The sequence below is a fragment of the Burkholderia sp. PAMC 26561 genome, from assembly GCF_001557535.2.
Classification (GTDB): Bacteria; Pseudomonadota; Gammaproteobacteria; order Burkholderiales; family Burkholderiaceae; genus Caballeronia.
This window is the reverse complement of sequence record NZ_CP014306.1, coordinates 1,273,670-1,298,245: the sequence shown is the minus strand read 5'-3', so window position 1 is coordinate 1,298,245 and position 24,576 is coordinate 1,273,670. Positions and strand designations below refer to the sequence as shown.

Genomic DNA, 24,576 nt, shown 5'->3' with positions numbered 1-24,576 from the left:
ACAAAAGCGAAGCCGCGGAGCGCGAAAAGCCGGCGTCAGACGCCTTCGACGTCCGCCCAGCAATTCGGTGTTTCGTACAGCCGGATGCGCTTGAGCTTCAGGTTGACGCCGTAGTGCGCGTCGTAGACGCCGGAGAGAATCCGGAACGCCTCGGCGGCGAGATTTTCGACCGTTGGAATGCGGTCGAGCACGACGGTCTTGTGATCGGCCATTTGCTCGAGAAAACCGCGCACGATTTCATCGCGTGCGTACACGATAAACGCGTGGTCCCACTTGTTGACGAGATGCTCCATGGCGAGCGCTTTGACATCGGCGAAATCCATTACCATGCCGCGATCCGGCGCGCCTTCCGTTTCGACTAGCTCACCCTGCAGCGTGATTTCCAGCACATACCGATGGCCGTGCAGATTCCGGCACTGGCTGCGGTGATCGGGGATGCGGTGGCCCGCATCGAATTCGAGTTTTCGGGTAATCGTCTGCACGTCGGCTCAGCTTGGGTGATTCGCGTTAGGGGATGTTCAGGTACTTGTGCGTCTGCATGGACAGGCGCCATTGCGGGTGCCGCTTGCACCAGTCGATAGCGAGCTTCGTGTTGATATCGCGCGACGGACCGTCCATGGGCTGCACGAGGAAATACTCGAAGTCGAGCTTCGCGTAATCGGCAAGCGGCTGGTTGTCCTGCGGCACGACGACTTTGAGCTCGTTGCCCTTCGTCACGACCAGCGGCGCACCAGCTTTCGGGCTCACGCAAATCCAGTCGATGGTATCCAGCACCGGCATCGATCCATTCGTTTCGATAGCCATCTCAAAGCCCGCAGCATGCAGTGCGTCCACGAAAGGCTGGTCGATTTGCAACATGGGCTCGCCACCCGTGCAGACCACGAACTTGTGCGCTTCGCCTTCCGGCCATTGCGACGCGATCATTGCGACGAGATCAGCCGGCGTCTTGTATTTGCCGCCGTTCTCGCCATCCGTGCCGACGAAATCCGTATCGCAGAACTGGCACACCGCCTCCGCGCGATCTTCCTCGCGGCCCGACCACAGGTTGCATCCGGCGAAGCGGCAAAACACGGCCGGGCGCCCGGCATTCGCGCCTTCGCCCTGCAACGTGTAGAAGATTTCCTTTACTGCATACGTCATGATCAGACTGGTTCCGTGGTGACTTGCTCACCCGATTGATAGGCTTCGAAGCCGCGCTTGCGCAGCTTGCACGCCGGGCACTGGCCGCAGCCGAAGCCCCACGCGTGCAACTCGGCACGCTCGCCTACATAGCATGTATGCGTCTCGACGCGTACCAGCTCCACGAGCGACTCGCCACCGAGCACTTCGGCCAGGCGCCAGGTGTCGGCCTTATCGAGCCACATCAGCGGCGTTTCGAGCAGGAAGCGGCTGTCCATGCCGAGATTGAGTGCGACTTGCAGCGCCTTCATGGTGTCGTCGCGGCAATCGGGGTAGCCGGAGAAATCCGTCTCGCACATGCCGCCGACCAGCACTTTCAGTCCGCGCCTGTACGCAATGGCTGCCGCGATCGTCATGAACATCAGGTTGCGGCCAGGCACGAAGGTGTTGGGCAAACCGTTCGCGGTCGCTTCGATTTCGATCTCGCGTGTCATGGCGGTGTCGCTGATGGCGCCGAGCACGGACAGGTCGATCATGTGGTCTTCGCCGAGCCGGTCGGCCCACTTCGGGAACTGCTTTTTCAGCGATGCCCGGAAGCCTTCCCGGCATTCGAGTTCCACACGATGCCGCTGCCCATAGTCGAACCCGAGCGTCTCGACGGTTGTGAAGCGGTCGAGCGCCCAGGCGAGGCACGTGGCCGAATCCTGGCCGCCGGAAAACAGCACCAGTGCGCTGTCTTTAGCGTCTGTCCGAGTCACCATGAAACTCCTGGTTGGTTTTGCACGATCTGGCCAACAATCAAATTCATTGTTGCAATGTCAGCCAAGTCTTTGAAGAACCAAGGATTTTAGCATGGCGCCGTTTTTACGCACTGTCGCGGCGCAATGGGAAAGGCCCGGAAACCTTTCGGCTTCCGGGCCTTTCTTGCAACTGTGGTGGCCTGGGACGGAATCGAACCATCGACACGCGGATTTTCAATCCGCTGCTCTACCAACTGAGCTACCGGGCCACGAAGAACGAAAGTATATCAAAGGGGATTATGTCGCTCAAGACCTTTTGGCGATTTTTTTGATGAAACGATCGCCAACGCCTTGCTCAGCATACCCTTCAGGCTTCGCTCTTGTTCTTGCCAAGGTCCACGCCGAGCTGTTTGAGCTTGCGGTAAAGGTGCGTGCGCTCCAGTCCCGTTTTCTCTGCCACACGCGTCATGCTGCCATTTTCACGCGCAAGGTGATACTCGAAATACGCGCGTTCGAAGGCATCGCGTGCATCGCGTAACGGGATGTCGAAAGAGATGGATGCGGTCGCGCCCGCAGGATTCGCCGCCGGGCTTGCGCCCACGCCGTTGGTGTCGCCACCCGAAAGATTTAGCGACGACGCCACCGGCAAAACCGCCGAAGCCGGTACCGCCGAGCCGCTGGCCGGCAAGGGTGGCCGCGACGCGGCCGCAGCCACCGGCGCCGGCGCATTGCCGCGGGAGAGTCCCTGCTCGACCGCCTTTAGCAGCTTCTGCAAGGCGATCGGTTTCTCCAGGAAGTTGAGCGCGCCGATCTTCGTGGCTTCAACAGCCGTATCGATGGTCGCGTGGCCCGACATCATGATCACCGGCATGGTGAGCTTGCCCTGCGCCGCCCATTCTTTGAGGAGCGTCACGCCGTCGGTATCGGGCATCCAGATGTCGAGCAGCACAAGATCCGGCGCCTGTCGCAACCGGTACTCCCGCGCATGCTGCGCATTCTCCGCCGTCTCCACCACGTGACCTTCGTCGCTCAGGATTTCCGAGAGCAATTCCCGGATTCCCATTTCGTCGTCTACCACCAGGATGGTTGCCATTTACGCTGCCCTTGTCTGCACTAATGCTTTTGTCGTTCCGTGACCCGCCGCCGCCGAGGGCGCCGATGCGCCCGGTTCGGCGGTATCGTCCGCGAGTTGCAGGAACAAAATCGAGATCTGCGCGCCTTCGATCACGTCGGCAGTCTTCGAACGATTGCGGATGTCAATGCGAGCGCCATGCTCATCGACGATCTTCTTCACCGTTGCAAGACCCAGACCCGTGCCCTTTGCCTTCGTAGTGACATAAGGCTCGAATGCGCGCGAGAGAATTCGCGCTGGAAAACCAGGACCGTTATCCGATACCGTCAGCCGCACCGCCACGCGGGCATGTCCGGACGCATCGGGGTCGCCATATTCTACTGTCTTCGTTTCGAGCTGCACGCGCGGCACGGGAACATCGGCGACCGCGTCCTGCGCGTTTTGCAGAAGGTTGTGGATCACCTGCCGCAGTTGCGTGGCGTCGCCGCGAATCACAGGCAGCTTTGTCAGCTCGACATTGATCGGGCTCTTGCCCTCTTCAATGCCATACAACGTCAGCACTTCAGCCACGAGGTCGTTGAGCTGCAGGTTGCCGAGCACCGCCGGCGGCGTGCGCGCGTATTCGCGGAAATCGTCGACCATCTGCTTCATGGCCTGAACCTGATTCACGATGGTCGTGGCGCCGCGTCTCAGCACATCGGCGTCGGCGGGCGCGAGTTTATCGGCGAGTTTCATTTGCAAGCGTTCCGCCGAAAGCTGGATCGGCGTGAGCGGATTCTTGATCTCGTGCGCGAGACGCCGCGCGACTTCACCCCATGCCACCGAACGCTGCGCCGAGATGACGTCGGAGATGTCATCGAACACGACAACGTAGCCGGTGGTTTCGGCGTCGTCGGTATCGCTTTCGGTCAACGTCAGCAACTGCGTGCCGCGCACCAGCAGGGTCAGCGGATCGGTTTCGCCCGGCACGGGCACCGCTAGTTGCTGCTGCCAGTGGCCACGGTCGCCAATGGGCCGGCCGCTGCCGCTCGCGGCTGCGTCGCGATCAGCGAACGCCTTGCGCACCATCGCGCCGAACTCGGCAAGCACGCCGATCTGCTCCAGCGGCAGATTCAGCGATCCGCTGAACGGCTGCCGGAAAATGCGTTCCGCGCCACGATTGGCTGTGGTGAGGCGGAACTGCCGGTCGAACACGAATACGCCGGCCGTCAGGTTCGCGAGAATGCTTTCGAGATACGCCTTCGAATGCTCGAGTGCAATCCGGTTGTTCTCGACCGCCGCGCGCGCCTCGGACAATTGCCGCGTCATGGCGTTGAACGACTGCGTGAGAAAGCCAAGTTCATCGCGCGATTTCACTTCGCGCTTGGGCGTGTAGTCACCCTCCGCCACTTCCTTCGTGCCTTGCGCCAGCAAGAACAACGGCCGCGCGAGCTGATTGCCGAGCGCGAGCGCGAGCATCATCGCAATGAACGTGGCGAGAAACAGCGCCAGCGTCAGCGTGCCGATATACATCTTGCGCAAACCGGTGCGCCCGAGCGCCTTCTCCTGATATTCGCGATACGCGCGCTGCACGGCGTCGGCGTTGCGTGCGAGCGCGGTGCTCACCGGCTGTTCGATTTGCAGGAAGCGCTCGGCCGGCTGCAGTTCGGTGGTCGAGCTATCGGGAATCTTCACGATCACGCGCAGCCTCAGCGCGCCCTTGGGTCCGGTCAGGCTCGAATCGCCATCGACTTCGCCTTCAATGGCGCCGTATGGATGGCCGCGCGCCTGGTTGAGTTGCAACGGGCTTGGCAAGTTGTCGGGCACGAGCGCCGCGAAATTGCTCGATGCCTGCGCGATCACGCGGACATCGGGCGCCGTACCCGAGCCGCCGCGCGCGGGTTCGACGATGGTCGCGTCCTGCACGTTGAACTGATCGCGCAGCCGCAGCAACGTGAGCGTAAGGCTGGTGGGGTCCGCGCTGGCAAGCTGGTCGCTCATCAGGCGGCCTTTGTTCTGCAGGTCCGACAGCGATGCATCGAGCATGCCGCGCCCGAGATTCAGGCCGGACGTGAGCGCGGTTTCCACGTTCACATCGAACCATGATTCGATGCTTCGCGACACGAACTGATACGACACCACGTAGATGATCCCGCCCGGCACGACGCCCACGAGCGCGAAGATAAATGCGAGTTTCGCCAGCAGCCGCGTGCCGAATTTTCCCTGCCGAACGCGCGTGACAATGATCAGCACGAGTCCGATCACGATCAGGATCAGCACCACCGCGACCGCGAGATTCGCGGCGTAGAGCCACTGATAATAGCGGTCGAAGAACTCGGTGTTCGCGCTGGCAAGCGCCAGCATGACAAGCAGCAAGATGGCGGTGAGCGCGACCGTGACCACCAGCGCGCGGACCACGATGCTCGTCATGTTCGTGCGGCGCAATGGCCGGCGGCGGAGCTTATTTAGCATTGGGCGCCGCCGTGAAAGTGAACCGCTTCCAGTCGGAAGAAAGATTCCAGTCGCGATTGTTGACCGCGTCGATCTGGAATGGCTTGGGCATCAGCGCGATGTCCAGTTGCATGCGTACCGACGCACTATATGTCTCGCCGGGTTGCACTTGATTACGATCGATCACATGCCACGATGTGACGTGCTTGATCACCGCGAGCGCTTCGGCAAGCGTGGCGAAACCAAGCTGCAAACCACCCGTCGACACCCGATACTCGCGCGTCAACGGCTGAAACGACAGCCGGATGCTTTGCGAGACGCTGACCGGCTCTTCATCGAACCAGTACCAGCGCGGCCGCGACAGATCGAAATCGGTCGTGAAATAGAGCGGCACGCCCTTGTTCACGGCGTCTTCCAGGCTGCTGTTGAGGTCGAAATCGAAACGGGCGTCGAGACTCCACCCCGTACCGTCGGCCTGCAGCGACGCGCGCTGCACGGCAATAGGATCAGCCTGCGCGGCCTCGACCGGCAGAAACGACAGCGCGAGACTCAACACGAGGCTCAACGCGAGGCTCAACAGCCAAGCCGGCACAGTCTGGCCGGCGAGCGCGCGTCGAAGCGGAAAAAAGCGTTTGATCGTCACCGTTTCTGAAAGCGCGCGTAGAAGAATCCGTCGTGGTCCGCAAAGGCTCCCGTGTCCCGCTTCGATGTTGAATGGGTACGTTGCGCCTCGCCTGAATTGTCCGTCAGCGAGTTCGTGACCGGGTCCGGTGAATCTTGCAAGCGAGCCGTGCCAGCATGGCTCGCTGTCGGCAATAATTGCCCCGGCGCGTCCAATCGTACCGCATCTTCGTGCACCTCTCCAAACCACTGCGCCTGCAACTCGCCCTCTTCCGGGAAGATCGAGCACGTAACGTAGAGCAACTCGCCACCGGTGGCGACCAGTGGCCAGAGCGCGGCGAGGATGCGGCGCTGTTCCCCGACGAGCGCGGCAATGTCCGACGGACGCCGCAACCAGCGAATATCCGGATGACGCCGCACGATGCCCGATGCCGAGCACGGCACGTCGGCAAGAATGCGGTCGAACGGATCGCCGTCGGACCAGTCGGCAGTGTTGCCTGCATCGCCGACGCGAATCTCGGCCTGCACTTTCAGGCGCTGCAGGTTTTCGCCAATGCGTCTGGCGCGACCCGCGTCGCTTTCCACCGCGATCAATTCGACGTTCGCCAGTTCCAGCACGTGACCCGTCTTGCCGCCGGGCGCCGCGCACGCATCGAGCACACGCATGCCGTCGCGCACGTCCAGCAATTGCGCGGCGAGTTGCGCGCCGGCGTCCTGGACGGAGACGACGCCGTCGGCGAAACCGGGGATCTTGTCGACGGACATCGGCGTTTTCAGGCGCACTGCGTGAAGGCCGGCGGCTTCGGCTTCGATCTGCTCGGCCTTCAGGAGATCGAGATATTGCTCCACGCTCATGCGCCGCGCGTTCACACGAAGCGTGAGCGGGCCTTGCCGGTTGCCGGCGTCGAGAATGTTCTCCCACTCGTCCGGCTGGGCGCGCTTCACTGCATCGATCCACCATGCCGGGTAATTGAAGCGCGCGACCGGATCGCGCCGGACTTCAGCCAGCAACGCCTCGCGCTCGCGCAGGAACGTACGCAGGACGGCGTTGACCAGGCCCTTTGCAAACGCAAACTCGCGCCGCGCCGCGATGGCGTTGACGGCCTGATCGACCACGGTGAATGGCGTGTAAGCGGCGTGGGCTTCGTCATCGACGAGCAGTGCAAACGCACACGCCATCACATTCGATACATGCGGCGGCGGCGCCTTGCGTACCAGTTTGGCCGACAACGCGTCGGCGACCGCAAGCCGCCGCAACGTGCGATACGCGATATCTTGCGTCGCGCCGCGCGACACAGCCACGTGCGTGGCAGCGATCACGGTTTGCAACGCGGCGGGCAGCGCCGAACCGCCGCGCACGGCGCCGACGGCTTGCGCGGCGGCATCGAGCGCGAACGCGAGCGAATCGGGAGCAAGGTGAGGCGTGGCGAGGCGTGCGTCGGAGGACGCCCGGCTGCTATCCGCCGATGATACGGCGCGGCGTCGGGAAGGCTTTTCGGTCATGTCGAGGCAAAGGCGTTCGAGCCGGCCGATGCCGGTCCGCGCAAACGAAGCATTGTAGCCCGGGAGGCGAAGCGGCCCGGGATCGGAGCGGTAGCGCTGGCCGATCGGACAAGGCTCGAGGTTCTCTCGGCTCGAAAAAAACGAGCTCATTGCCGAGTTTTTCGCAATGAGCCCGATCGGTTTCTACTGAAGTCCCCTGCGCGTCACTCCATGCGGCCGGTCCGCGCCATTTCCATCAAACGCGCGACACGTTCTTCCGTGGCCGGGTGCGTGGAAAACAGTTTGGAGATTCCGCCGCCGGCCAGCGGATTCATGATCATCATCTGCGCAGTGGCGGGATGTTGCTCGGCCGTGGGAAACGGTGTGCCCGACGCATACGCATGAATCTTCTCGAGCGCGCTCGCCAGCGCCTGAGGATCGCCGGAAATCTGCGCGCCGCCGCGATCGGCTTCGAATTCACGTGCCCGCGATATGGCCATCTGGATCAGCGCGCCGGCGATCGGCGCAAGAATCGCGACCGCAATACTCGCGATCGGATTCGACGGACGTCCTTCCGAATCGCGGCCGCCAAAGAACATCGCGAAGTTGGCAAGTGCGGAAATCGCGCCGGCCATGGTCGCCGATACCGTCGAAATCAGGATGTCCCGATGCTTCACGTGCGCAAGTTCGTGCGCCATCACGCCGCGCAGTTCGCGCTCGGACAGCACGCGCAGGATGCCCGTGGTCGCGGCAACGGCCGCGTGCTCCGGGTTGCGGCCGGTGGCGAACGCGTTAGGCGCGGCTTCGTCGATGAGATACACCTTCGGCATGGGCAACTGTGCCCGGGTCGCCAGTTCGCGCACCATCCGGTAGAACTGCGGCGCGGTGGCTTCGTCGACTTCCTGTGCGTTGTACATCTTCAGCACGAGCTTGTCGGAGAACCAGTACGAGAAAAAATTCATCGCGAGAGCGACGACCAGCGCGAGCGCCATACCTTTGCTGCCGCCGATCATTCCACCAATCACGACAAAAAGGGCCGTGATCGCTGCCATCAGCATCGCGGTTTTGACCCAATTGAACATGTCTTGAACTCCTTACCCAGATATCAATACGCATATAGCGCGATCGGCCATGTCGGCCCATTTGCCTGACCGAATCGATCGATCATGTACTGTAAGCAAAATGTTAGATAAGGGCATTGCGGAATAATTCAATTATTGGTGGCAACGAATGCGCCTCCGGTCACGAAGAAGACACGGGGCCGCTGCGTGAGTTACCGGCCGCAGCGACTTCAGGCGCCCGGCGCGACTTCGCGAAGCTCGAAGCGCTGTCCTTTAACAATAGGCGATCCAGCGAGGAACTCGCGCACCGGCAGGCGTTTGCCGCCCGGTTTTTGCAGTTGCGTGACGCGCAACGCGCCCTGACCGCAAGCCACGATTACCCCTTCTGCGCCACTATCCACGATCACGCCTGCGTCTTCGTTCGCTTCGAACTCAATGGGTTCGGCCGCCCAGATCTTCACCGCGACGCCGTCGATGGTTCCAAACGCACCGGGAAACGGATCGAACGCGCGAATCTGCCGCGCCAGCATGCTCGCCGGACGACGCCAGTCGAGCGCGGCTTCATGCTTCGCGATCTTTTCAGCGTAGGTCGCGCCGTCTTGCGGCTGGGGTGTGGAGGGCAGCGAGCCGTTGCGTTCGAGATCGCGCAGGGCATCGACTACGAGATCCGCGCCCAGTTGCGCCATGCGGTCATGCAGCGTCGCTGTCGTGTCGTGCGGCGAGATGGCGATCCGCCCTTCGCGGATCATCGCGCCCGTGTCGAGACCGGCATCCATTTGCATGAGGGTGATGCCTGTTTCAGCGTCACCCGCTTCAATCGCCCGATGAATGGGCGCCGCGCCACGCCAGCGCGGCAACAACGATCCGTGAATGTTGATTGCGCCAAGCGGCGGGATATCGAGCACTTCCTGCGGCAGGATCAGCCCGTAGGCCGCAACCACCATGACATCGTGCGGCGTGTTTTTCAGCCGTTCAATAGCGGCGGCCGCTTCTTCCGGGTACTTGCCGTTGCGCCGCAAGGACGTAGGCTGGGCGACTTCAAGAGCATGCTCGAGTGCAAAGCGCTTCACGGGACTCGTGGCGAGCTTCATGCCGCGCCCGGCGGGCCGGTCAGGTTGAGTCAGCACGAGTGGCACCTGGAAACCGGCAGCGTGAATGGCGGCCAGCGCGGCGGCCGCAAATTCAGGCGTTCCTGCAAACACGACACGCAGCGATTGAGTCATCGATTCACCAACCTGCAAAATTCCACATCGAACTTCGTGAACCGGCGCGTCACAGCGCCTTTTCGAGCTTTTTCATCTTGCCGCGAATCCGCGTCTGCTTGAGCGACGACAGGTACTCAACAAACACACGTCCCGTCAGGTGATCCATTTCGTGCTGGATGCACACCGCGAGCAGACCCTCGCAGTCGATCTCGAACGTCTCGCCCTTCTCGTTCAGCGCTCGCACGCGCACTTGCTCAGGCCGCTCAACAAAGTCGTAGATGCCCGGCACGGACAGACAGCCTTCCTCGTGATCCTTCTTCTCGTCGCTCGACCAGATGATTTCAGGGTTGATAAATGCCTGAAGCTGGTCGTGCGTGTCCGAGACGTCGATCACGATCACGCGTTCATGCGCGTCGACCTGGGTCGCGGCAAGGCCGACGCCCGGCGCCGCGTACATGGTTTCGGCCATGTCCGCGACGAGCTTGCGAATCCGGTCATCGACGACTTCTACGGGTTTTGCGACCTTGTGGAGCCGCTTGTCCGGGTAGGTGAGTATGTGTAGCAGAGCCATGATTCAGATTATCGATGCACGCCGCAGCGCGCGATAGTCGGCCATTCGGCCAGGTTGTAAAAGATTGCCGGTATCGAGAAGATGATTGGGCTGAATCCTGTTGATTCAATGCCGGTTCAGCGCCGCGGATCTTGCGGCAACGCCTTGCCCCTGCGCCCTCCAATGTGCCCGCTCGGTCAAGCTTTTCTATTTCGGTATGTGAAAATTTTAACATGACGCCTTTCCTGTTGCCGACGACCGCCGCTGCGCCCCGCTTGGGCGTAACTGATCCGAACGATGTTTCGGCCTGGCTGCGCCTTGCGAATGCAGGCGGCTTGCAGCCCATCGCGTTGCGCGCGTTGCTCGCGGAATTCGGCAGTCCGCATGCGGTGCTGGACCAGTCGTTCGGGGCGCTGGCAGCCATCGCAGGGGAGAAAGCGGCGCGAGCGGTCGTCGCGCCGCCGCCATCTTCAGAACTCGGCACCTTCGACGAATGCCTTGGTCGGACGCTGGAATGGGCGTCCATCGAAGGGAATTCGATCGTCACGCTCGCCGATACCGCTTACCCGCCGGCGCTCCTGACCATGCCCGATCCGCCGCCCTTGCTATATGTAAAGGGACGGCTCGATTTGTTGCAATCGCGTGCTGTTGCCATTGTCGGCAGCCGGAGCGCAACGCCCCAAGGTATTGAAGACGCGAACCGGTTCGCGCACGCGCTTTCCAATGCTGGCCTCGCGGTCGTATCGGGACTTGCGCTCGGTATCGATGCTGCCGCGCATCGGGGCGGCATGAGCGGCACGGGCGGGACGATCGCGGTCATCGGGACGGGCGCGGATCTGGTTTATCCGTCATCGCACCACGCGCTGGCGCACGAAATCGCGGCAAACGGCACGATTGTCTCCGAGTGGCCGCTCGGCACGCCGGCCCGGTCGGCGAATTTCCCGCAGCGCAACCGGCTCATCGCCGGGCTTTCGAGCGGCGTATTCATTGTCGAAGCCGCGATGCGCTCGGGATCGCTGATCACAGCTCGACTCGCGAACGAAATGGGGCGTGACGTCTTCGCCATGCCCGGATCGGTCCACGCGCCGCTTGCGCGCGGGTGTCATCGGATGATCAAGCAGGGAGCAAAACTGGTCGAAACGCCGGAGGACATTCTCGAAGAGTTTGGTTTCAAGATAGAAACGGAACCGGACGTCGCGCCGAAGGGACGCAAACGCGGCAAGGCGCGTGTTGCCAAGGACCTTGCCGAGCGCGAAACAACCGAAAGCGAGTTTGCGCTGGCGCTGCAAAGCGCGCGGGTCAGCCGGCCGGCGACGGCGTCGTGGGCATCGGCGAAAGTCGAAGATCCCGACGCCGCCCGTCTGCTCGATGCCCTGGGCCATTCCCCGGCCACGCTTGAAATTCTTGCTGAACGGACCGAAATGAATGGCGCCACGCTGCAAAGCCTGTTGCTGCAACTTGAAATGTCAGGGCGAATAGGTGCATTGCCCGGCGGCCGATTTACCCGCCTCGAACGCTGATCTTCTGACGTCATGCTACATTCGCCACAAAATCAGACGTTTGCTACGTCGCATCAAATCTTCACGCCGCTCAGGAAAGGACCGTAAGGAAACATGCCCGCGCTGAACCTCGACACCGACGCCGACCGGATTGCCGAGCGCATGGCAAGCGCCGGCACACTGCTCGTTGCGTGCCTGTGCGCCGAGTGGTGCGGGACCTGCCGGGATTATCGGGAGGGGTTCGACAAGCTTGCCGATGCTCATCCGGACATCTGCTTCGCATGGATCGATATTGAAAACCAGGCGGACCGGTTCGACGATCTCGATGTGGAGAACTTCCCGACCATATTGATCGAGGACGCTGTTACCACGCGGTTTTTTGGCACGGTTTTGCCGCAAACGTCCATCGTTGCAAGGATGTTGACGGACTTGAGCGCATTGCCGGGCATGGCCGGCGCGCCAAAAATACGTCCTGCGCTGGTCGCCGCCTAGACCAGGTTCAGGCAAGCGCACTCACAAGCTGAAACGCCTCAGGCGGTTGCATCACGAAGCGCCCACATTCACCGTCCGGCAGCCCGCGTTTCGCTAAATGCCAAACCGCGCGCCGCACGCCATATGCTATAAAGCGGACGTTAACGAGCCCGAACCACGGTGGCGCAAGCCGCTGTTACCCGGCCTCATGCCAGTCCCTAACTAGAATCGAGTCATGTCCAAAGCCCTGATCATTGCTGAAAAGCCTTCTGTCGCGAACGACATCGCGCGCGCTTTGGGCGGTTTCGCGAAGCATGACGAATATTACGAGAGCGACGACTATGTGCTGTCGTCGGCGGTGGGCCATCTGCTTGAAATTGCCGCGCCCGAGGAATACGAGGTCAAGCGCGGCAAGTGGAGTTTCGCCAATCTGCCGGTGATTCCGCCGCATTTCGACCTGAATCCAATCGCAAAAAGCGAATCGCGCCTGAAGGTGCTGACCAAGCTGCTCAAGCGCAAGGACATCGACCGCCTGATCAACGCCTGCGACGCCGGGCGCGAAGGCGAGCTGATTTTTCGCCTGATCGCGCAGCACGCGAAGGCCAAGCAGCCGGTGCAGCGCCTGTGGCTGCAATCCATGACGGCCGGTTCCATCCGCGATGGTTTCGCAAATCTGCGCAGCGACGCTGACATGCAGCCTCTCGCCGATGCCGCCCGTTGCCGCTCCGAGGCAGACTGGCTGGTCGGCATCAACGGCACGCGCGCAATGACCGCGTTCAACAGCAAGGGCGGCGGTTTCTTCCTGACGACCGTTGGCCGCGTCCAGACGCCAACGTTGTCTATTGTCGTGGAACGCGAAGAAAAGATTCGCCGCTTCGTGCCGCGCGACTATTGGGAAGTGCGCGCCGAGTTCGTTGCGGCGAAGGGAATCTACGAAGGGCGCTGGTTCGACCCGAAGTTCAAGCGCGTCGAGGGCGACCCCGAGCAGCGCGATTCACGTTTGTGGGCGCTGCCCGCGGCGGAATCGATCGTTGCAGCTTGTCGCGGCAAGACCGGCACAGTGACGGAAGAAGCGAAGCCGTCCACGCAGATGTCGCCCTTGCTGTTCGACTTGACCAGCCTGCAGCGCGAGGCCAACGGCCGTTTCGGTTTTTCGGCGAAGAACACCCTCGGCCTGGCGCAGGCGCTGTACGAAAAACACAAGGTGCTGACCTACCCGCGTACCGACGCGCGCGCGCTGCCGGAGGATTACATTCCGACGGTGAAAGACACGCTCGCCATGCTGAAGGAAAGCAACAACTACTTGCCGCACGCGAAGCAGGTGCTGGACAAGGGCTGGGTGAAGCCGAACAAGCGCATCTTCGATAACTCCAAGATCAGCGATCACTTCGCCATCATCCCGACGCTGCAGGCGCCGAAGGCGTTGTCGGAACCGGAGCAGAAGCTGTACGACCTCGTCGTGAAGCGCTTCCTGGCGGTGTTTTTCCCGGCAGCGGAATACCTGGTCACCACGCGGATCACCGAAGTTGCGGGGCATCACTTCAAGACCGAAGGCAAGGTTCTTGTCGAACCGGGCTGGTTGCAGGTTTATGGCAAGGAAGTGGGCGGCGAAGAAGCCAATCTCGTGCAGGTGCAGAAGGACGAGACGGTCGACGTCGAAAAGGTCGCGGCACACGGCCTCGTGACGAAACCGCCCGCCCGATACAACGAAGCGTCGTTGCTTTCGGCCATGGAAGGCGCGGGCAAGCTCATTGAAGACGAGGAATTGCGCGAGGCAATGGCCGCGAAGGGGCTGGGAACGCCGGCTACGCGGGCGGCGGTCATCGAAGGGCTGTTGGGCGAGAAGTACATGGTGCGCGAGGGCCGCGAGCTGATTCCGACGGCCAAGGCGTTCCAGTTGATGACCTTGCTGCGTGGCCTGGGCGTCGAGGAACTGACCGCGCCGGAGCTGACTGGCGAGTGGGAGCACAAGCTATCGCAGATGGAACGCGGCAAGCTCCCGCGCGACGAGTTCATGCAGGAAATCGCGCGCATGACACAGACCATCGTGAAGCGCGCGAAGGAATACGATTCGGACACGATTCCCGGCGACTATGCGACGCTGGAGACGCCGTGCCCGAATTGCGGCAGTCAGATCAAGGAGAACTATCGGCGATTCGCTTGTACGAAGTGCGAATTCTCCATGTCGAAGATCCCCGGCGGACGCCAGTTCGAGATCCCTGAAGTCGAGCAGTTGATCAAGGACAAGACCATCGGGCCGTTGTCGGGTTTTCGCAGCAAGATGGGACGGCCGTTCTCGGCAATCCTGAAGCTGGGGTTCGACGACGAAATCAAGAACTGGAAGCTCGAATTCGACTTCGGTCAGGATTCAGGCGGCGAAGACGGCGAGCCGGTGGACTTCTCGGAGCAGACGCCGGTTGGCGCATGTCCGAAGTGTCAGTCGAAGGTCTACGAGCACGGCATGAGCTATATCTGCGAGAACTCGGTCGCAAATCCGAAGACCTGCGATTTCCGCTCAGGCAAGGTGATCCTGCAGCAGGAAATGTCGCGCGAGCAGATGACGAAGTTGCTCGAGGAAGGACGCACGGACTTGCTGACGGGCTTCAAGTCGTCGCGTACGGGTCGGAACTTCAAAGCGTTCCTCGTGAAGCAGCCGGACGGCAAGATCGGCTTCGAGTTCGAGAAGAAGGAACCGAAGCCGGGTGCGAAGACCGCTGTCAAACGCGGTGCGGCGGCTGCAGCGCCGGAAGCAGAAGACGAAGGTGATGGCGACGTGGCAGTCGCGGCAAAGAAAACGACCGTGAAGGTTGCGGCGAAGAAAGCGCCCGCAAAGAAGGCTGCGGCCAAGAAGGCGCCGGCCCGGAAGACCGCGAGTTAGGTTGTCATAAGGCCTGTGTAATGAAAAAAGCCCGCGATTCGCTCGCGGGCTTTTTGCTTTCCGGCATTGTCGAACGTATGACGCTTGCCATGTCAGAACGGCGATGGCATTGAAAGTGGCGAGCGCGTGCGCGGCTTGACCGGCTTGTTGCTGGGCTTGCTGTCATCGGCGGGGGCTGTGAGACGCGAGTCGTAACGCTCGCCGCCTTCCGCTTCAGCGTAAGCCGCGTGCGCGACCAGAGGCTCGCTGTCGGCGTCGTTGATGGCGGGAGAACCCGGCTGCAACGCGCCGTCCTTCGCCCATTGCTCGCCAAGCTGATGATTCGGCGTCTTGCTGAAATGCTCGACCAAGTGATCGATGAACGTCCGCACCTTCGCCGGCAAGTGACGACGGCTCGGATACGCGACGTTGATCTCGACCTGCGGCAGCCTGTAGTCGCCGAGAAGCCTGACCAGCTTGCCGCGCGTGGTGTCGTTGCCGATCAGGTAGCTCGGCAGGATCGCGATGCCCATGCCGAGCAGCGCGAACTGGCGCAGCATCTCAGTATTGTTCGCAACGATGACGTTCGTCGGCCGCACGCGAACTTCGCCTTCCGGACCGGTGAACACGCGTTCATCGCCGAAATATTCCGATGGCAAGCTCAGCGACGGATGTTCAGCCAGGTCTTCAGGCCGCGCAGGCACGCCATGCTTTTCGAGATACGCGGGCGTTGCGCAGACGGTCAGGCAGCCGGTCGTCAGACGCCGCGTGACGATGCTCGCGCTGCGCATCTGGCGCGCGATCACAATGCCCACGTCGAAACCTTCTTCCACAAGATCGACCTGCCGGTCGACCAGCGTTACGTCGGGCACGACTTTCGGATAGCGTTGCGCGTACGTCTGCAGCACGGGCGCGAGGTTGTGCAGCCCGAATACGACCGGTGCGACGATTCGTAGCGATCCGACCGGCTCGTGGTTGCGTGCCACAACCATTTGCTCGACGTCTTCGAGCTCATCGAGAATCTGCCGCGCACGTTCCAGGTACACCTGCCCCGACTCGGTCAGCGACAGGCTGCGCGTCGTGCGGTTGAGCAGACGGGTGCCAAGCCGCCCTTCCAGATCCGCGATATGGCGCGTCGCCACGGCGTTGGAGATATCCATTGCGCCGGCTGCGCGAGCAAAACTGCCAAGATCCGCCACTCGGACGAATACTTTCATCGACTGCAAATGATCCATGAGACTACTCCTGCTGCTAGACGGCCTCTTTTAAATTCCTGAAGCAATTCGGAATTATCCTAGGACTCGCGTTTTCGTGCAGAAGTTGCCGGAAATTCAACTTTTTCCGACAAAAGATTTCGACTTTACCAAGCAGTAAGGTGAAAGAGGATGGATTGTTGCTAAAAATAGAACGTGAGGGCGGTCCAAACAGGTGCACGCGAATTCTGAAAAGCTGGCTCAGGCAATTTTGACGCAGTAGAGCGGGTGAATGACGGCGCGCCGACCTCACGGCGCGCCGTCATTGATTATGTTTAGTTCCGTCACTAATCCCGTCTGACGAATATTACGCCGAGAGCCGCTCTTCAATCCCACGCTTGGTTTCAGCGAGTTTTGAAGGAAGCCCCTGCGCAAGTTTTTTGAACAATTCGTCGTGTAGTTGCAACTCTTCACGCCACGCAGCGCCCTCCACGGAGATCACGCGCTCGAATTGTTCACGCGAAAAGTCGAGCTCGCCCCAGTCGATGTCTTCGTATCGCGGCGAAAGTCCGACCGCGTGTTCTTCGCCGTTCGCCGTGCCTTCCAGACGCCCGACGATCCACGTCAGCACGCGCATGTTGTCGCCGAAACCCGGCCACACGAATTTGCCATCCGCGGCTTTGCGGAACCAGTTGACGCAGAAAAACTTCGGCAACTTCGCGTCGAGCTGCTCCAGCCGTTCGCCCATCTTCAGCCAGTGCCCGAAGTACTCGCTCATGTTGTAGCCGCAAAACGGCAGCATGGCGAAGGGATCGCGCCGCACCACACCTTGCTGACCGGCTGCGGCGGCCGTGGTTTCCGAGCCCATGGTCGCGGCCATGTAGACGCCCTCGTTCCAGTCGCGCGCCTCGGTGACGAGCGGCACGGTGTCTGAACGGCGGCCGCCGAAGATGAACGCATCGATAGCCACGCCCGCTGGATTTTCCCAATCGGCATCAATCGATGGACACTGCGACGCCGGCGCCGTGAAGCGCGCGTTCGGATGCGCCGCCTTCGTGCCGGATCCGGGCGTCCAGTCCTTGCCCTGCCAGTCGATCAGATGCGCGGGCGGCGTGTCGGTCATGCCTTCCCACCAGACATCGCCGTCGTCCGTGAGCGCCACGTTCGTGAAGATGACGTTTTCCTTGAGCATCGCCATGGCGTTGAAGTTGGTCTTTTCGCTCGTGCCCGGGGCCACGCCGAAATAACCGGCTTCGGGGTTGATCGCGTACAGACGGCCGTCGCGGCCGGGTTTGATCCACGCAATGTCGTCGCCAATGGTCGATACCTTCCAGCCCGACATATCCTGCGGCGGGATCAGCATGGCGAAGTTGGTCTTGCCGCAGGCCGACGGAAACGCCGCCGCAACGTGATATTTACGTCCTTCCGGCGACGTCACCCCGAGGATCAACATGTGCTCGGCAAGCCAGCCTTCGTCGCGGCCCATCGTCGATGCAATTCGCAGCGCGAAGCATTTCTTCCCCAGCAGCGCGTTGCCGCCGTACCCCGAACCGAAGCTCCAGATCTCGCGGCTTTCCGGAAAATGGACGATGTATTTCGTGTCGTTGCAAGGCCACGGAACGTCCTTCTGTCCAGCCTGCAACGGCGCGCCGACCGAATGCACGCACGGCACGAACTCGCCGTCCGAGCCCAGTACGCCGTACACCGCGCTGCCCATGCGCGTCATGATGCGCATGTTCGTGACCACATAGGGGCTGTCGGTCAGCTCCACGCCAATATGCGCGATCGGTGAGCCGAGCGGTCCCATCGAAAACGGGACGACGTACAGGGTGCGGCCACGCATGCAGCCATCGAACAGGCCGTTCAGCGTGCCGCGCATCTCCTTCGGGTCGATCCAGTTGTTCGTGGGACCCGCTTCCTCAGGGCGCGCCGAACAGATGTAAGTGCGGTCCTCGACACGGGCGACATCGGACGGATCGGAGCACGCCAGATAAGAGTTCGGCCGCCTGGCCGGGTTGAGGCGTTTGAGCGTGCCGGCATCGACCATTTGTTGCGATAGCCGATCGTATTCCGCCTCCGACCCGTCGCACCATTCGATCCGGTCCGGCCTGGTCAGCGCCGCGACCTGCTCCACCCAGTCGATGAGTTTCCGGTTCTTGACATAGGCCGGCGCGGCATCACCGGTCAGGTTTTGGTCCACAACTGCGGGCTGGTTCATCGAGCACACTCCGTTCTGATAGAGAAAACGGTTGCAACTCGCCGGCGCTGCTCGCGAGAGGCGCATTTCGCGTCGCCGGAAACACGTGCGGCGGAACTCACGCACGGACGGCGACACAAACCAAGGCATGCGTCGGGAGTTGACTGGTCTGGCGACGACTGCCGTCTGAATCGCGGCTTGCGTCGGCACGGAACAAACTGTTAAAAAGAGATAGGAATGTCTCCATCGATTGCCGGTGGACCGGCTTGTGCGATGCTGAGAGCGCAAAGAGCGGCTGGCCAAGTGGCCAAACTGCACGTTTCGCTTTCAAAGATGCTTTCAATATTTATTCAATCGCCTGCTGGCGGGTAGTGAAAAAAGCAGTAACACCAGCAGCTTAGCAAGACACGATGCCCACATTTCGGCGAATTTGTACGTAATTACCCGAACTTAGCTCGTCGTTTCCTGTCCATCTTCGAATTTCTGCAGCACGTTTGATGCCCATCAAAAGCCAATCCATGCCAATTAAAATTGCCATCCTCGACGACTACCAAGACGCCGTTCGTAAGCTTGATTGCTTCAATCTGCTCGCAGATCATGAAGTCAAAGTATTCAATAACACGGTGCGCGGGCTCGGACAGTTGGCTAGCAGACTCTCGGAAGTCGAAGCCCTGGTTTTGATCCGGGAGCGCACCCGGATCAGTTCACAATTGCTCGATAAACTGCCGCGCCTGCGCATGATCAGCCAGACCGGCAAGGTGGGGGGTCATATCGAACTTGACGCCTGTACCGAGCGCGGTATCGCCGTGCTGGAGGGCTCGGGCTCGCCCATCGCGCCGGCGGAGCTCACGTGGGCGCTGATCATGGCGGCGCAGCGGCGCATACCGCAGTACGTCGCGAACCTGAAACAAGGCGCGTGGCAGCAGTCCGGGCTGAAAACGTCCGCGTTGCCGCCGAACTTCGGTCTCGGACAAGTCCTGCGCGGCCAGACACTCGGCATCTGGGGATACGGGAAGATCGGCCAGTTGCTTGCCGGTTACGGCAAGGCGTTCGGCATGAAGGTGATGATGTGGGGCCGGGAGAACTCCCAGGCGACGGCGCGCGCAGACGGCGTCGACGTCGCGGAAAGCCGCGAGGCGCTGTTCGAGCAAAGCGACGTGCTGTCGCTGCATCTGCGTCTCAACGACGAAACCCGCGGCATCGTCACCGCCGCCGATTTGATGCGCATGAAGCCGACCGCGCTGTTCGTGAACACGAGCCGCGCCGAGTTGCTCGAGGAAAACGCGTTGCTCAACGCGCTGCATCACAATCGGCCGGGGATGGTCGCTATCGATGTCTATGAAAGCGAGCCGATCCTGCAGGGTTACAGCCTGCTGCGCATGGAAAACGTGATTTGCACGCCGCACATTGGCTATGTGGAGCGCGAAAGCTACGAGCTGTATTTCTCGGCGGCGTTCAAAAACATCCTTGCCTTCGATGCCGGCGACACCTCGAGCGTCGCCAATCCCGAAGCGCTGGTGGGCGGCCGCCGGCGATAACTCAGATCGTCGATATTCCGATGGACGGCTCGCATCGGACGGGGAAGTTGACCGAGTTCGCGAGGAAGCAGAACGCATGCGCTTCTTCGTGCAAACGCTCGGCCAGCTTCACGTCGCCGCCTGCGCCAATCGACACTTTCGGGCGCAGTACGACATCTGTGAAACGGCCGCTTCCCTGCTTCGTTTCTTCCATTGTGCCGATGGGATCATCCAGATAACCCGTCACCACGATGCCGTTCACCGAGCAAAGGTGCAGGTACCAAAGCATGTGGCACGACGAAAGTGATGCCACGAACAGCTCTTCCGGATTGTGGCGCGTGGCGTCGCCGCGAAACGCCGGATCGCTCGATCCTTCAATGGCCGGCTTGTTTGCGGCACGGATCAGATGATCGCGCGAATAGGCGTCGTAGCTCGACGTGCCTGAACCCTGATCGCCGGTCCAGGCAACTTGCAGCGTGTACTTATGTTGTTTGGCCATACGATGAAGCTCCCGTTCAGAGTTGCGCCGCCGCGCTCAGCACCTCGGGCAAACGCATGAGAAATTGCTCGCCATCGGCGCGGCCCAGGTCGTACGCGGGCCGCATCAGCGCCGGACTCGTATAGTCCCACGATGAAATCGGCACCTTCCGCGACGGTTGCACATAGACGCGGCGCTGGTCGCGGTTCTCGCCGTGCTCCACCACGAACATGCGCGGGCGCGGATACACGCGCGTCACCATCACCAGCACCAATCCCGGCGATGCATCCAGCGCACCTACCGGCACGTTATCGACCATGCCGCCATCCAGAACAGGCCGGCCGTTGCGCCGCAAGACCGGCGTGAAAGGCGGCGTGCTCGACGACTGCAGGATCAGATCGGCGAGATCCTCGACCGTCGCGCACTCTTGCGCGCGCACGAATTCCGGATGGAAACCCAGCGCTTGCCCGAGCGTCGGATGCAGCTTCTTGCGCACGTATTTTTCGATGTTATAGGCAATCAGCCCCGCCGCCACGGCACTCCGTGCGCCGAGCCAGCGCGGCAAATGCGACACGCCGATACGAATCTCCGGCGCATCCTTCAGCGATGCAAACTCGGCGCCATAGATATCCAGCAACGCCTGCCGGTATATCCGATAGTGCGGGAACACCGATTCCCCGCGCAGCAAATTGCCCCAATACGCGTTCTTCGAATTGTCGCGCAGCACGTGCGAGTAGTAGTCCATCACCCATTCCGAGTGATTCGTGTACAGCATGCACGCGGTCGCCGCGCCAGCCGAAATGCTGGTGATGACGCGCGGACGCAGCTTGAGTTCCGGCTGGACGACGTCCCAGAAACCGGCTTGCCACCAGCAGCGGTTGCCGCCGCCGGCGAATACGACTTGATCGAACATGGGTTTTTTAGGCGATGAGCATGACAGTGGTGGTGGCGTGCGCGGCGAGGGCGCCGGATTCATCGTGGAGTTCGATTTCGCCGAAAACCAGATTGCGCCCGCGACGCAAGATGGTTGCGGTGACCAGGACATCGCCGGATTTCACCGGGCGCAGGAAACTCGTGGTCAGGGAGACAGTGGTCATAGGATGGAAACCGCCAAGCGCGTGGGAGATGGCGACAATCATGGCGGTGTCCGCCGCAGCCATGAAGACCTGGCCGCAGATCACGCCGCCCGTATGGCGCAGTTTGTCATCGTGCGGCAAGCGCAGCGTGACGCTCGCGTCCGAAACGCTTTCCGGCGATAAACCCAGATCGCGGACCCACGGCGCGAAGGTGGAATCGAGCAAGGCGCGGATAGCGGAATGGTCCATGATGCCGTGGCTTTTTAAGCACGGCCGTTCGCCGCGGGAACGCCATGATAACGGTTCCCGCTAACGTTTTTTAAGACGTTCGATCGACCGATGCGCCATGTTCGACGCTGCTTTACAGCGTCATTGGGAGAGATATTCGGATTTTGGCGCACCGACAGTTGCATAACCCGAGAAAACGTCGCTATAATTCGGATTCAGTTTTTCCGGGGCGTTAGCTCAGCTGGTAGAGCAGCGGACTCTTAATCCGTAGGTCGACAGTTCGAATCTGTCACGCCCCACCAAGAATTCAAAAGCCGGTTAGCGCAAGCTAACCGGCTTTTTGTTTTGGATTGCGTTTCCATCAGAAGAATAATCGGCGCGCACGCCCTGTTTCTCTTTTTTGCAATTTCTCACAATGGCGGCCCGCCACGCGCCCCAGAATTACACGCTTGCAATTCATGGTTCAGTTCAGTGGGAGGCCGAATGCATGCCATTCCAATAAGTTACAACGACCACGTCCTGATGCCGCTTGCTGCGGGCGAGCGCGGGAGCTTTGCATCGATGATCATCGTGACCAAGCCCGACGGCGCGCGCTGGGCGTCCGGCGTGCTCGGCTACTTCAACGAACCGGATGATGCTTGCCGCTTTGCCATCGAATGCGGAAAGGCCGAGGCGGACGGGCGAAAGCCGCCGCGCAATCCAAAACCGCTCAGCCGCTCGTGATCGTCAAATACGAAGCGCAATAAAAAGCCCGCAATCAGCGGGCTTTTTATTGGACTGCGCGTCAGTGCCGGTGATGCAGCCAGCTCATGTGATGCGAATCGAGCCATTCATGCATCCGCGCCGTGTGAATCGGATTCTCGGGATGATCCCGCCTGTATCGCCGCCCCGACACCGCTGCCATAACGATCAAGATCGCAAGGCCTGCAACGAAGCCGATCATCGACTGAGTCATGGCCGCCTCCCTGTATTTCCACGCCATCAATACAGTCTAGGTCACGCGGACTGAAACACCAGCCTGGCGTAAAAAAGCCCAGACAATGAAGCTGGGCAAATCCAACGGGATTCCCGTCGGAGGAGGTTCTGGATTGAACCGTCGAATCTAAGAATCGATATGAAAAAGAATCCTATTGAAAGCTTTTATGCAATCTGCGACCGGTTTAATGACCCATGTACACCGAACCAACGCTGTCGCCGGTCGCAGTGTGAACATTGGAGCCCGAATCGGACGTTCCATTCGATACGCCGCCGTATCCTGTTTTCGCAGCATTTTGGGCCGCTACGCGTGCCTCGGCAGCCTGGATATTTGCGGGATAATCGTAGTCGTTTGCCGTCGCCGGGTTGTATCCGGCCGCTTCGATCTGCACCAGTTCAGCCTTCACCTGAGCGCGTGTAAGCGGTTGATTCGATTGAGCAAACGACAAGGCAGGAACAGCGAGGACTGCGGCCACAACGGTTGCTTGAATAAGTGATTTCATGATGCTTACCTCCAACTTTGTTTTTGTCGCGATCAACCTTGATCGCGTTCCGTAACAGCAGTTTAGGTAAGCCCCGTCTGAAAATTAACCACCAAGCCGGCAAGACATTATTGTTGAATTAGGTGTTAACCCTAAATCAACCAATTCAAGGCGCATTAATACGATCAATCAAATACTTTCTATTGACCTCTTTTCAGCTTACAGTCGAAAACGGAGAAATTCGTCGTCTCCCGAAAAAAAACAGAAAATGGGAAACTGGGCGTTCACTTCCCCAGCCCCAAAAACATGCTCCCCACCGTTCTCGTGTTGATCCATCTCCAGCCTGAGAGTCACGCAATGGTCTCGAAGGCTTTCAACGTCATCACGGCCCCCGATCAATCCACACTTGAAACCGCCCTGACCCGTCACGCCGATGAAATCCGCCTCGTGTTGACGAACGGCACTGTCGGCATCGATGCATCGTCTATCGCGCGATTGCCGAAGCTCGAACTGATCGGCGCGCTGGGCGCGGGTTACGAGAATGTCGACCGGGACGCCGCGAAGGCGCGCGGCATCGTGGTGGTGAACGGCGCGGGGACGAACGACGATTGCGTCGCCGATCACGCCTTCGCGCTGCTGCTCGGTGCGGTCCGGCAGATTCCCGCGCTCGATCGCGCATGCCGCGACGGCGTATGGCGCGACGACCTGCCGTTCCAGCCAAACTTTTCGGGCAAGAAACTGGGCGTGATCGGGCTGGGCAACATCGGCAAGAAGGTTGCGAGACGCGCGCTCGGGTTCGATATCGAAATCGGTTATCACAACCGTCGGCCGAATCCGGACGTGGCCTATACGTACTTTGATTCCGTGCTCGCGCTGGCCGAATGGGCTGATTACCTCGTGCTCGCCACGCCCGGCGGCGCAGGAACGAAGCATCTGATCAATGCAGAAACACTCGCCGCGCTCGGTTCGCACGGCTACGTGGTGAATGTGGCGCGTGGCAGTGTGGTCGATACTGCAGCCCTCGCCGACGCCCTCGAACGCGGCGTCATCGCGGGCGCGGGGCTGGACGTGTACGAAGGCGAACCCGCGCCGCCGGCCTTGCTCATCGAATCAAAGCGGGTCGTACTTACGCCGCACGTAGGTGGCCGGTCGCCGGAAGCGGTGGCCGCATCGGTGCAGTTGTTCGTCGATAACGCCACTCGCCACTTCGCCGGCACGCCCGTACTGACACCTGTTTGAAAGCTTATTCGGGGCCGCTCGGCGAGGTTTGCCGCGATCCCGTATCGTGTCGGTCTACGCCCGATCTCGCTCCTACTCCAAACC

At 60.9% G+C, this 24,576-nt stretch carries 23 protein-coding genes and 2 tRNA genes; 7 read left to right on the top strand and 18 right to left on the bottom strand.

What is annotated here, in order from left to right:
• Positions 1-35 precede the first annotated feature (35 nt).
• From queD to def, 11 genes are all read right to left on the bottom strand, one after another.
• Positions 36-482 (bottom strand): 6-carboxytetrahydropterin synthase QueD, encoded by a 447-nt coding sequence (gene queD / locus AXG89_RS06140; RefSeq protein ID WP_060817535.1) that lies wholly within the window; start codon positions 480-482, stop codon positions 36-38.
• Positions 483-507: 25 nt separating this feature from the next.
• Positions 508-1,140 carry a 7-carboxy-7-deazaguanine synthase gene (gene queE, locus AXG89_RS06135; protein ID WP_062168570.1) on the bottom strand — a complete coding sequence of 211 codons (633 nt, stop codon included), beginning with the start codon at positions 1,138-1,140 and terminating at the stop codon, positions 508-510.
• A 2-nt stretch (positions 1,141-1,142) separates the two neighbouring features.
• Positions 1,143-1,877: a 7-cyano-7-deazaguanine synthase QueC gene (gene queC / locus AXG89_RS06130; protein WP_062170329.1), complete on the bottom strand. Its 735-nt coding sequence runs from the start codon at positions 1,875-1,877 to the stop codon at positions 1,143-1,145.
• Between the two features lie 175 nt (positions 1,878-2,052).
• A tRNA-Phe gene (locus AXG89_RS06125) sits at positions 2,053-2,128 on the bottom strand.
• A 98-nt stretch (positions 2,129-2,226) separates the two neighbouring features.
• Positions 2,227-2,952 carry a response regulator transcription factor EsaR gene (gene esaR / locus AXG89_RS06120; protein ID WP_062168568.1) on the bottom strand — a complete coding sequence of 242 codons (726 nt, stop codon included), beginning with the start codon at positions 2,950-2,952 and terminating at the stop codon, positions 2,227-2,229.
• Positions 2,953-5,382, bottom strand: coding sequence for a sensor histidine kinase (locus AXG89_RS06115; protein ID WP_178391888.1), 2,430 nt, complete (start codon positions 5,380-5,382; stop codon positions 2,953-2,955).
• Positions 5,372-6,004, bottom strand: a complete 633-nt coding sequence (locus AXG89_RS06110; RefSeq protein WP_062168565.1) for a DUF4390 domain-containing protein — start codon at positions 6,002-6,004, stop codon at positions 5,372-5,374. Before AXG89_RS06110 ends, AXG89_RS06115 begins: the two co-directional genes overlap by 11 nt.
• Positions 6,001-7,485: a 16S rRNA (cytosine(967)-C(5))-methyltransferase RsmB gene (gene rsmB / locus AXG89_RS06105; protein WP_062170327.1), complete on the bottom strand. Its 1,485-nt coding sequence runs from the start codon at positions 7,483-7,485 to the stop codon at positions 6,001-6,003. The genes AXG89_RS06110 and rsmB overlap by 4 nt, the downstream gene beginning before the upstream one ends.
• A gap of 203 nt (positions 7,486-7,688) precedes the next feature.
• Positions 7,689-8,546, bottom strand: coding sequence for a zinc metalloprotease HtpX (htpX, locus tag AXG89_RS06100; RefSeq protein ID WP_062168562.1), 858 nt, complete (start codon positions 8,544-8,546; stop codon positions 7,689-7,691).
• Positions 8,547-8,755: 209 nt separating this feature from the next.
• Positions 8,756-9,748 (bottom strand): methionyl-tRNA formyltransferase, encoded by a 993-nt coding sequence (gene fmt / locus AXG89_RS06095; RefSeq protein WP_062168561.1) that lies wholly within the window; start codon positions 9,746-9,748, stop codon positions 8,756-8,758.
• A 49-nt stretch (positions 9,749-9,797) separates the two neighbouring features.
• On the bottom strand, positions 9,798-10,301 hold the full coding sequence (gene def, locus AXG89_RS06090; protein ID WP_062168559.1) for a peptide deformylase: 504 nt from the start codon (positions 10,299-10,301) through the stop codon (positions 9,798-9,800).
• Positions 10,302-10,513: 212 nt separating this feature from the next.
• Here def and dprA point away from each other — a divergent pair, with 212 nt between their 5' ends.
• The 3 genes from dprA to AXG89_RS06075 all read left to right on the top strand — a co-directional run bounded on the left by dprA (position 10,514) and on the right by AXG89_RS06075 (position 15,128).
• Positions 10,514-11,800 (top strand): DNA-processing protein DprA, encoded by a 1,287-nt coding sequence (dprA, locus tag AXG89_RS06085; RefSeq protein ID WP_062168556.1) that lies wholly within the window; start codon positions 10,514-10,516, stop codon positions 11,798-11,800.
• Between the two features lie 93 nt (positions 11,801-11,893).
• Positions 11,894-12,271 carry a thioredoxin family protein gene (locus AXG89_RS06080; RefSeq protein ID WP_062168554.1) on the top strand — a complete coding sequence of 126 codons (378 nt, stop codon included), beginning with the start codon at positions 11,894-11,896 and terminating at the stop codon, positions 12,269-12,271.
• A 214-nt stretch (positions 12,272-12,485) separates the two neighbouring features.
• Positions 12,486-15,128 (top strand): DNA topoisomerase III, encoded by a 2,643-nt coding sequence (locus AXG89_RS06075; protein WP_062168552.1) that lies wholly within the window; start codon positions 12,486-12,488, stop codon positions 15,126-15,128.
• Between the two features lie 92 nt (positions 15,129-15,220).
• Here AXG89_RS06075 and AXG89_RS06070 read toward each other — a convergent pair whose 3' ends face one another.
• Positions 15,221-16,342 carry a LysR family transcriptional regulator gene (locus tag AXG89_RS06070; RefSeq protein WP_062168550.1) on the bottom strand — a complete coding sequence of 374 codons (1,122 nt, stop codon included), beginning with the start codon at positions 16,340-16,342 and terminating at the stop codon, positions 15,221-15,223.
• A gap of 325 nt (positions 16,343-16,667) precedes the next feature.
• Complete coding sequence (locus AXG89_RS06065) at positions 16,668-18,518, bottom strand: phosphoenolpyruvate carboxykinase (GTP) (RefSeq protein WP_062168548.1); 1,851 nt, start codon at positions 18,516-18,518, stop codon at positions 16,668-16,670.
• A 503-nt stretch (positions 18,519-19,021) separates the two neighbouring features.
• On the opposite strand from AXG89_RS06065, the gene AXG89_RS06060 reads away from it, so the two are divergent.
• A complete protein-coding gene (locus tag AXG89_RS06060; protein WP_062170325.1) occupies positions 19,022-20,035 on the top strand; it encodes a D-2-hydroxyacid dehydrogenase family protein in 1,014 nt (337 codons plus the stop codon).
• Position 20,036: 1 nt separating this feature from the next.
• Here AXG89_RS06060 and AXG89_RS06055 read toward each other — a convergent pair whose 3' ends face one another.
• The 3 genes from AXG89_RS06055 to AXG89_RS06045 are packed head-to-tail and all read right to left on the bottom strand — an operon-like array spanning position 20,037 to position 21,817.
• A complete protein-coding gene (locus tag AXG89_RS06055) occupies positions 20,037-20,513 on the bottom strand; it encodes an OsmC family protein (protein WP_062168546.1) in 477 nt (158 codons plus the stop codon).
• Between the two features lie 16 nt (positions 20,514-20,529).
• Complete coding sequence (locus AXG89_RS06050; RefSeq protein ID WP_062168545.1) at positions 20,530-21,405, bottom strand: patatin-like phospholipase family protein; 876 nt, start codon at positions 21,403-21,405, stop codon at positions 20,530-20,532.
• A gap of 7 nt (positions 21,406-21,412) precedes the next feature.
• The gene (locus tag AXG89_RS06045) at positions 21,413-21,817 is read right to left on the bottom strand and encodes a PaaI family thioesterase (protein ID WP_062168543.1); all 405 of its coding nucleotides are present in this window, start codon (positions 21,815-21,817) and stop codon (positions 21,413-21,415) included.
• Between the two features lie 205 nt (positions 21,818-22,022).
• Here AXG89_RS06045 and AXG89_RS06040 point away from each other — a divergent pair.
• Positions 22,023-22,098, top strand: a tRNA-Lys gene (locus tag AXG89_RS06040).
• A 181-nt stretch (positions 22,099-22,279) separates the two neighbouring features.
• Entirely contained in the window at positions 22,280-22,519 is a 240-nt protein-coding gene (locus tag AXG89_RS06035) for a hypothetical protein (protein WP_062168541.1), read from the top strand.
• A 61-nt stretch (positions 22,520-22,580) separates the two neighbouring features.
• Here the strand turns inward: AXG89_RS06035 and AXG89_RS42010 are convergent, their stop codons facing one another.
• Together AXG89_RS42010 and AXG89_RS06030 are read right to left on the bottom strand one after the other, a co-directional pair.
• Positions 22,581-22,751, bottom strand: a complete 171-nt coding sequence (locus AXG89_RS42010; protein WP_162916010.1) for a hypothetical protein — start codon at positions 22,749-22,751, stop codon at positions 22,581-22,583.
• 205 nt (positions 22,752-22,956) lie between these two features.
• Positions 22,957-23,274, bottom strand: a complete 318-nt coding sequence (locus AXG89_RS06030; RefSeq protein WP_062170323.1) for a DUF4148 domain-containing protein — start codon at positions 23,272-23,274, stop codon at positions 22,957-22,959.
• A 285-nt stretch (positions 23,275-23,559) separates the two neighbouring features.
• Here AXG89_RS06030 and AXG89_RS06025 point away from each other — a divergent pair, with 285 nt between their 5' ends.
• Positions 23,560-24,492 (top strand): 2-hydroxyacid dehydrogenase, encoded by a 933-nt coding sequence (locus AXG89_RS06025; protein WP_062168539.1) that lies wholly within the window; start codon positions 23,560-23,562, stop codon positions 24,490-24,492.
• Positions 24,493-24,576: the final 84 nt, after the last annotated feature.